Below are 8,502 nucleotides of genomic sequence, written 5' to 3'. Positions count from 1 at the left end.
TCCTGCAGGGGCTGAGCATGCGTGGAGATGTGGTCGGCATCGACTTGGTCGAGGTGGCCCCAGCTTATGATCAAACGGAAAGCACCCAGATTCTGGCAGCGCAGGTCCTGCTGAACTTCCTCGGGTTTATCTTCCACAACCGGAAATAACGGCTAGCCCAGATAGGCCCGCAGACTGGGCGGCGGGTTGTCGAACAGCTGTGACGTCGCTGCGGGCGGATGCGCCCGCTCTTCCGCCACAAGCACGGTTTGATCGGCAATGCGGCGGGCGTCCTGCGGGTCATGGCTGACCATCAGCAGGGTGGTGCCGGTCTCAGCCAGCAACCCTGCGACAAGGTCCAGCATTTCGGCTTTCAGCGCAGGCCCCAGCGCCGCAAAAGGTTCATCCAACAGCAACAGGTGGCGCCGTTGCACCAGCACCCGGGCCAGCGCGACCCGGCTTTGTTGACCGCCGGATAGTTCGGCCGGTTTACGCGTTTCGAAACCGGGCAGCGCCACGCGGGCGAGTGCGGTCTGGACCTGCAATTGCTCCTCGGCCGACAGACGTCCGTTGGGGCGCAGACCCAGGGCGACGTTCTGTTCCACCGTCAGATGTGGAAACAGGTTGCCATCCTGAAACAGCATCGCCAGCGGGCGTTTACCCGGGGCGAGATCGGAGATGCGCTCTCCCTGCCACAGGATTTGCCCCTGTTTGAGGTCGCGAAACCCAGCGATGGCTTCCAGCAGTGTCGACTTGCCCGCCCCGGACGGGCCGACGATGGCAACGCTGGCCCCGATCTCGATTGTAAAGTCGGCCTGCAAGGCGAAGCCGCCATTTTCGATGACGCAACCGTCAAGTTTCAGCATGTAATCGCCCTCCGCGATCCAAAAGCCAGAAAGCCCCCATCGACAGCACCAAAAGCAGCAGCGCCGCCCCAGCCGCCGCCTGCATCTGATAGGCCCCCATCAGCCGATAAATCTGCAGCGGCAAAGTTGCGATCTGCGGATCGGCGAACAGGGCGATCACGCCGAGATCACCCATCGACAGCGCAGCAGCAAGACCGGCAGCAAAGTGGATTTGCGGGCGCATTCGGGGCAGCAGAATCCGGGTGAAAAAGGTGTTTTTACCCATGTCCAATGACAGTGCCAGCCGCCCATGGCGCGTGACCACATCCCGCGCCGCAGGCACCAGAATACGCAGAGCGAATGGCAGCGCCATGACCGCATTCACCAGCGCCGTCACCGGCAGCGCCAGTGCGGTTGGGTTGGCCACCGGACGGATCAGGATGAACAGACCAGTTCCGATCACCAAGGGCGACGCCGCCAGCCCCAGAATACCGCTGAGTTCGACGATCCCATACCGCCCGGTCGCAACGGCCATGGCCATGGGCAGCGCCAGCATCAACAGAACGGCCGTGCTGGCCGCCGCCACCAGAACCGAGGTCAGTGCGGCGCGGAACACCTGTAAAGGCATCTCGAACAACCCCGAAATCCCCGAAATCACCACTGCCGCCAAGGGCAGCAGCAGAAACGCCGCCGCCGCCAGTATCCAAAACGTATCAAGCACCGGCGCGCCGCCGTCCCAGCGGCGGATGGCCCGGTCCAGGCCTGCCCCAAACCCGTCTCCGCGCGAGAACTTCAAGGCGGCCAGTGCAGCCGCTGCGGTCAGGGCCAGTTGCAAGGCGGACAACAACGCCGCCCGGCCAAGATCGAATTCGTAGGTAAATGACTGATAGATCGCGAGTTCAATCGTCGTCGCGCGTGGCCCTCCGCCCAAGGTCAGGGCGACCGCAAAACTGGTCAGACAGATAGCGAAGATAACGGCCAGTACACCCGGCAGGATGCGCCTGAGCATTGGCAGCTCGATCAGACGAAACATCGCCATCCCGTCACAGCCCAGTTGCGCGGCCAGACGAAAGCGTTCGGCGGGGATTTCCTGCCAGGCCTGCAGGATAAGCCGCGTGGCCAGCGGCAGGTTGAAGAACACATGCGCCAGCACAACGCCGTGCAACCCGTAGATCCGCATCGGCGGAAGACCAAAGAAACCCAATATCTCCGAAATCCAGCCGGCGCGGCCAAAGACCTGCAACAGTCCCAGGATCGCCACAATGACCGGCAGAATGAACGGTGCCCCGAGCAAAGCAATCAGAACGCGCCGCCCCGGAAACCGCCGCCGGGCCAGTGCCCGCGCAACCGGCACCGCCAGCGCTGCACTGAACAGGGCCGACAAAACCGCCTGCACAAGCGTGAACCGCAAGGCGGCCCAATCCGCCGGGCCGAATCCACCTGCCGCGTCGGCACGCAGGGCTACGGCGGCGAGTGTCCCCAAAATCAGCGCGGCAACCAAAGCCGCCGCGCCAACGCCCGGCCAGGGGCTTACTGGCTGAGTGCGCTCAACCATTCCGCAAGCGCCTGATCCCGCACAGCGGCGGCCTTATCCGGAGAAAACAGCAGGGATTTTTCCGGCTGAATCAGCGTCTCGAACCCGTCGGGCAGACCCGCTGCCGGAGTCACCGCCGGATACATCCAATTGGTGGTCGGAATGATCTGCTGGAAAGCGTCCGAAACCATGAAGTTCAGAAACTGATCCGCCAGTTCCGGCTGATCGGTCCCGGCCAGCTTGGCCGCAACCTCGACCTGCATATAGTGGCCTTCGTCAAAAGCAGCCGCCGCTTTGCTGGCGTCTTCCTCGGCAATCAGGTGATAGGCGGGCGAGGTGGTATAGCTGAGGACCATGTCGGCCTCACCTTCCAAAAACAGGCCGTAAGCCTCGGACCAGCCCTTGGTCACGGTCACGATATTGTCCGACAGAGCGGCCCAGATGTCTGCCGCCTCATCGCCATAAGCCGCCTGTACCCACAAGAGCAGCCCCAGACCGGGGGTGGACGAACGCGGGTCCTGAATGATGATCTTAGTGTCACCCTCGGCCAGTTCGCGGAAATTCGCAGGTGCCGCCGCATCGGCGTTATGGACAAAGGCAAAATATCCCCAGTCATAGGGCGCAAACACATCATCCGTCCATTCGATCGGCAGCGTATATTCGGCGTTCACCGAACTGGGCGCAAACAGGCCGGTTTCCTTGGCCGCGGTGATCAGGTTGGTGTCCAGCCCCAGCACCACGTCGGCATCCGAGTTCTCACCCTCCAGTCGGATACGCGACAACAGCGCGGCGCCGTCTTCGACGCCGACAAGGTTCAGCTCGCAGTCACAGACCGCCTCAAACGCCTCTTTCACCTGCGGGCCGGGGCCCCAGTCCGAGACAAAGCTGTCATAGGTATACACGGTCAGCTGAGGTTTATCGGCCGCCATGGCCGTGGTTGCGCTCAGGATTCCCGCAGCAATCATCAGATGTTTCATGTCATCCTCCATTGCGGCGAGAGGGCAAGGATGGATGAAACCGTCACCTTTCCCTCCGCCGGTTCTAGCCGGTTCAGGTTCAACGGGTTCGCCAATGGCATCTCAGCGCGGCCACGCCACGCACCCCGAGGTGAGGCTCTGACTAGGGTGGAACCGATCAAAAGACAACCCGTTTCGCAGATCGCCCGTTGATCTGTTTTGGGTTATTCCGCCGCGATGGACTGATCGGTCGCGGCGCTGATCGAAGCCCAGTTCAGGTCTCCGGTATAGCGCCAGGCCAGCTTGCCTTGGTCGTTCATGGCAATCAGGTGCAGCCAGCCGTTGTCGAACAGCGCCCGCACCTGCGGGTGCCGGTCCAGGATTTCCGACATCGCCGCGCGCGGAGCCTCGATGACCACCGACAGGCGCAGCGGATCGTGCTGAAAGCCTTCGCCGTCATGGATCGATTGCCACGGCAAGCCGGGGCGGGGGGCACCGTTGTTGCCCTCCAACACGCCGATGCCACCGACCACATTATGCAGCAGCTTGTTGCCGCCGCCGAACAGCTGCGGCGCCACGGTCGAGCCGTAATATTGCAGACTGATCCAGCTGACGACGACCACCGGGGCGGTCATGATCAGTTCCAGCACGCCAAATCCGTCATCCTTGCGCCAATCGTAATTGTGCAGGAAGGCCTGCCCCACCAGATCCGCCCCATCCGTTCGGTGACGCGGGGCTGCAATGAAGGCACGACACCCGGCCAGCCCCCATTCGGGACGGGTTTCGGCCCAGTCCTGTGCACGGCGCTGAATATCCGCCGCCTTGTTAGCCCGCGGCAAACGCGCGGCGCGCTCGGCCCGGGCCAACTGCCCGGCCGCATCCAGCCAGCCCTTCACCTGCGCCAGATCGCCAGACCGGTCGCCGGGTGGCAAATCCTGCTCATACAGGCCGACCCGGTCGATTGTGGTCGAGTGCATTGCGGCCACGAACAGGGTGTCGGCGGGGATGGCGATCCCTTGCCCCACCAACCCCGAGCGCACCTGCGCATCGTTCAGCAAGCCGGCCAGAAGCCGCGCGTTCACGTCGCCCGCATGACCTCCGCACGCGCCACAATGCAGCGCGCTTTCATGCGGGTTGTTGGTCACCTCGGCCCCATGCCCGACCAGCAGGACAATCCGGGCGAATTTGTCGGTCAGAGACATCGCCTTCAGCACGGTGTTGGCCATGCCAATACGGGCCTCAAGATCGATATTCGGGTCCAGTTGCGGTGCTGGATCATCCTTGGGTTTTCCGGCAACCCCCAACGCGTCACGCATCAGTTTTCCGGCATACAAAGGCCCGGTCGCCTCAACAAAGGCAAAGGAAGAAACCGCGGCCAGCTTGAACCGGCCCCAGGCACGCTTGGCCCGCGCCGAATACCGACGAGTCAGGTCCTTGCCCGCAGATTCCTTGGCCTGAGAGCGTACAGACGGCCGCAACAACACCGGGCCGTGAACCTCGGTGACATCCGAGCCCGCCGCCTTATGCGCACTGGCGAGGCCAAAAAACCCCGCGAACCCAAGCGTTTCGATCCCGGCATCCTGCGCCTCGAGCGCGCGGCGGAACACCTCGGACCGGACGTCGATACAGAAAGCGGCCTGCACCTGCGCCCGACCAGCGGCCTTGCGCGCGGTGCCTGGCCGCAACCTTTCGGCCAACGCGCGTTGCTGTGCCCGTTCGGCGGCCGCCTGCAGGACAGCATCGATCACGAAATCGGCGGTTGGCACCAGCGGCGCCTCATGCGCAGCCACAACCTTGGCCCACCGTTCGCCGATCTGATCTTCGTAGAGCGCGAACAGCGCCTCATCAAAAACCATGCGCACGGCCAGCAGCTCGGTCACGGCTGTGTGCTGTTTTCCTTTCAACTCGGCGCCCCACAACAGATAGCGCGCGTATTGCGCCCAACCGCCCAAGGTCATCAACCAGCGGTGATAAGCGGTTGCTGCCGCCTCGGTGCTGAGCCCCAGCCGTTCCGAAGACCGGCCAATCGCGCGCCAATGCGACCGGTTGGTGCCCGCAACAAAAGCGCCGAACCCTGTCAGGCCCTGAATTTCAGGGGTCAGGTCACGAGAAGCAAAGTCGCGCCAGGCGCTGAAGGCGCCACCTGTCCGGGCCTGTTGCCACAAAGCCTGCCCTTGGTCGAAATGGCTGGCGGCCCAGATGCCGATCCTATCCTCGATCAGGCCGGGCCAATCGATGCCCGAAACTTCGGCCGCCAGTTCGGCCACGGTGGGCAGGGCGTGCAGTTGAGGTATCTCCGAATCCAGCGCAGCCAAAACATCCTCAAGGCTTGGGACATTGAACGGGCCCGCAGTCACTGACAGGGCATCCAGAATTTCCGCCTCGGTCATCTCACCGGCACGCAGCTTTGCCGCCCAATGCGCCCGCTCCGGTGTGATCCGCGTACCCGCAACCCGCGCCAGCCGAGCCGAGGTCACGGCAAGCGGCTCATCGCTTTGGCCCAGAAACGGGTTCACCGCGACATTCGAGGACAGCGGGAACAGGGGCGGGATCGCATAGGCGGCGGATTTCGCTTCGGCCACCAGTTCCAGCAGCGGCGCGGGATAAGCTTCAAGCTTTGCAAACATCAGGTCTGTTCCTTTCAGGCTGCGGACTTTCTGGACCAACCGCCCAGAAACTTGTCGAAAATCGCGTTGGCATAGAGGCCGTTTGACAGGTGTACCCGCAACCCCGCCGCCGCCGGATGCGCCGCCCAGAGCGGGAAGGTGGCCTGCGCTACGGCAACAAACCCAAAGCTAAGAAGGGCCAGCACAATCAGCGCCCATTCCAGCGGCCCCGGTGCCGGGGTGGCGGGCAAGGCTCCGGCGGTCAGGTGCTGCGCAATGACCTGCAGCGCGAAATAGCTGACCGAGGTCACCAGCGCATAGACCACCGTGCGCTGCGTCAACTGGCGTGGCGCGGCATCGGCAAAGCCTTGTGCCAACAGGTAGGCCACGCCGAAGATCAAGATGACGCCGAGGGCGATGGCCTGCACCGACTTGCCGTCAAAGCCCAACACCGTGCCAACCGACGCGTAGATCACGATCGCCGTCCCAAAGGCCCGCAGCACATTACTGGCACTGGGCACCGCGATCGGTCCCGGGCGGTGAATGGCGGCCACGTTTTTGACGGCCTCACCCGAACTGAGAAATGCATGCGCTTTGTAAAGCGAATGCGCCACGATATGCAGCAACGCCAGCGGGAACAGCGCCAAACCGCACTGCATCACCATGAACGCCATCTGCGCAATTGTGGACCAGGCCAGCGAAGTTTTCACCGCAGGCTGGGTCAGCATCACCAAGCCGCCGAACAGCGCGGTGAACCCGCCCAGCATCACCAGCAGGGCCATCACTCCGGGCGCTGCCAGCATCACATCGGCAAAGCGGATCAGAAGGAATCCACCCGCGTTGATCACACCCGCGTGCAGCAGGGCCGACACTGGAGTTGGTGCCTCCATCACTTCGGTCAGCCAGCCATGCACCGGAAACTGGGCCGAGGCGAGAACCGCCGCAACAGCGATCAACAGGGCTGCCGCCATGGTCAGCCAGTTGGCCTGAACCGTCGACAGGATCATGTGGATATCGGTGCTCCCGGTTGCTGCGATCAACAGAACCATGGCTGCGGCCAATGCACCCTCACTGAGCCGCGCCACCCATGCTTTCTTCCGTGCTGCCCGCTGGGCGGTTGCGCGTTCGGGATAGAATAGCAGCAGCTTATGCAGAGCCAGGCTGGTGGTCGTCCAGGCGAGCAGCAGCTGAATCAGGTTGCCCGACATCACAAAGATCAGCACCGAGGCCAGCGTCAGCGCCATCCATTTCGTAAATGTGCCCTGCCGCGCCTCGCCGTCCATATAGGTCGCCGAATACCGCAGAACGATCCACCCGATGAAGCTGACCAGCACCAGCATCACCGCGCTGACCGCATCCAACCGAACCGAAACCCCCACGCCGAATGCCCCGATCAGGGTCGAAGTGCCGGGACCGTTGATGATCAACAACAGGGCCGCTACTGCGGCAACCAAAAAGGCCGCCAAGGCTGCGGCTTCGGTCAGTTTTGGAACTCGGCCCGGGCGCAGGCCCGTATGACGCCCGGCATGGATCGCGGCAGCGACCAAAATCAGTGGGCTGAGAAGCGGCAGATAGAGATGGAACATGGTGACTTCCCCTGGATCATCGGTTTGGGACAGTCAGTTAGGGCAGATTTTTCGCCATTAAAAATTCATTGTTCTATCCATATCGTTCTATTAATTAGAACAATATGCCCTTGAACTATCATCACCTGCGGTATTTCTGGGCCGTCGCCCATGACGGGAACCTGACCCGAACGGCGCAGCGGCTGAACCTGTCGCAATCGGCTTTGTCGGTGCAGATCAAGCAACTGGAAGAACGGCTGGGGCACGACCTGTTCGAGCGCCGTGGGCGGCAGCTCTATTTGACCGAGGCCGGGCGTATCGCGCTGGACCATGCGGACGCGATTTTCTCGGCAGGTCAAGAGCTTGTCGCTACTTTGACCGAGACGGTACAGACCCGTAAAGCCCTGCGCGTGGGGGCTTTGGCGACCCTGTCGCGCAACTTTCAGATCGGGTTTCTGCGTCCCATTCTGTCGCGTCTGGATGTCGAAGTGATCCTGCGGTCCGGCAGCCCAACCGAGTTGATGGAGGGGCTTGAGGCGCTGAACCTCGATCTGGTGCTGATGAACCGGCCGCCACCGGATGACAGCCTCACCCCCTTTGAGACCCACCAGATCGCTGAACAGCCCGTCAGCATCGTCGGCACGCCCGACCGGCTGGACCCGAAGACGGCAATCAAAGAGCTGTTGCACACGCAACCCTTCATCCTGCCCACCACGGACAGCAGCGTGCGTACCGCGTTCGATGCCATGGCCAGCCGTCTGTCGGAATGCCCCCAGATCGCGGCCGAGGTCGATGACATGGCGATGATGCGCCTGTTGGCACGCGAAGATATCGGGCTGGCCCTTGTCGCGCCCATCGTCGTGACGGACGAGTTGAACTCGGGCCGGCTGGTCGAAGCGCAGGAACACCCGCGCATCAAGGAAACCTTCTACGCCGTCACCCTGCGTCGCCGTTTTCCCAATCCGCTTGTGCAGGACCTGCTGTCACACGATCCTGATCCCATGCTTTTGCCGTAAC

7 protein-coding genes and 1 riboswitch are annotated in these 8,502 nt (G+C 62.7%); of the genes, 2 read left to right on the top strand and 5 right to left on the bottom strand.

The genetic code is table 11. From position 1 onward, the window contains the following. Positions 1-149, top strand: a 149-nt coding sequence (locus tag GOX88_RS09720; RefSeq protein WP_170400949.1) for an arginase family protein, incomplete at its 5' end; no start/stop codon positions are given. A gap of 3 nt (positions 150-152) precedes the next feature. Here the strand turns inward: GOX88_RS09720 and GOX88_RS09715 are convergent. The 5 genes from GOX88_RS09715 to GOX88_RS09695 form a co-directional block, all read right to left on the bottom strand. Next, the gene (locus GOX88_RS09715) at positions 153-845 is read right to left on the bottom strand and encodes a thiamine ABC transporter ATP-binding protein (protein ID WP_170400948.1); all 693 of its coding nucleotides are present in this window, start codon (positions 843-845) and stop codon (positions 153-155) included. Then, positions 832-2,379, bottom strand: a complete 1,548-nt coding sequence (locus GOX88_RS09710) for a thiamine/thiamine pyrophosphate ABC transporter permease ThiP (protein ID WP_170400947.1) — start codon at positions 2,377-2,379, stop codon at positions 832-834. Before GOX88_RS09710 ends, GOX88_RS09715 begins: the two co-directional genes overlap by 14 nt. After that, the gene (thiB, locus tag GOX88_RS09705; RefSeq protein ID WP_170400946.1) at positions 2,355-3,335 is read right to left on the bottom strand and encodes a thiamine ABC transporter substrate binding subunit; all 981 of its coding nucleotides are present in this window, start codon (positions 3,333-3,335) and stop codon (positions 2,355-2,357) included. Before thiB ends, GOX88_RS09710 begins: the two co-directional genes overlap by 25 nt. Before the next feature lie 32 nt (positions 3,336-3,367). After that, positions 3,368-3,473: riboswitch (TPP riboswitch) on the bottom strand. 65 nt (positions 3,474-3,538) lie between these two features. Next, complete coding sequence (locus GOX88_RS09700) at positions 3,539-5,941, bottom strand: YbcC family protein (protein WP_170400945.1); 2,403 nt, start codon at positions 5,939-5,941, stop codon at positions 3,539-3,541. A 14-nt stretch (positions 5,942-5,955) separates the two neighbouring features. Next, positions 5,956-7,506 carry a proton-conducting transporter transmembrane domain-containing protein gene (locus GOX88_RS09695; RefSeq protein WP_170400944.1) on the bottom strand — a complete coding sequence of 517 codons (1,551 nt, stop codon included), beginning with the start codon at positions 7,504-7,506 and terminating at the stop codon, positions 5,956-5,958. A 104-nt stretch (positions 7,507-7,610) separates the two neighbouring features. Here GOX88_RS09695 and GOX88_RS09690 point away from each other — a divergent pair, with 104 nt between their 5' ends. Further along, positions 7,611-8,501, top strand: a complete 891-nt coding sequence (locus tag GOX88_RS09690) for a LysR family transcriptional regulator (protein ID WP_170400943.1) — start codon at positions 7,611-7,613, stop codon at positions 8,499-8,501. The last annotated feature ends 1 nt before the right edge of the window (position 8,502 follow it).

The organism is Ruegeria arenilitoris, from assembly GCF_013030985.1.
GTDB lineage: Bacteria > Pseudomonadota > Alphaproteobacteria > Rhodobacterales > Rhodobacteraceae > Ruegeria > Ruegeria arenilitoris_B.
This window is presented reverse-complemented; position numbering and strand designations above follow the sequence as displayed.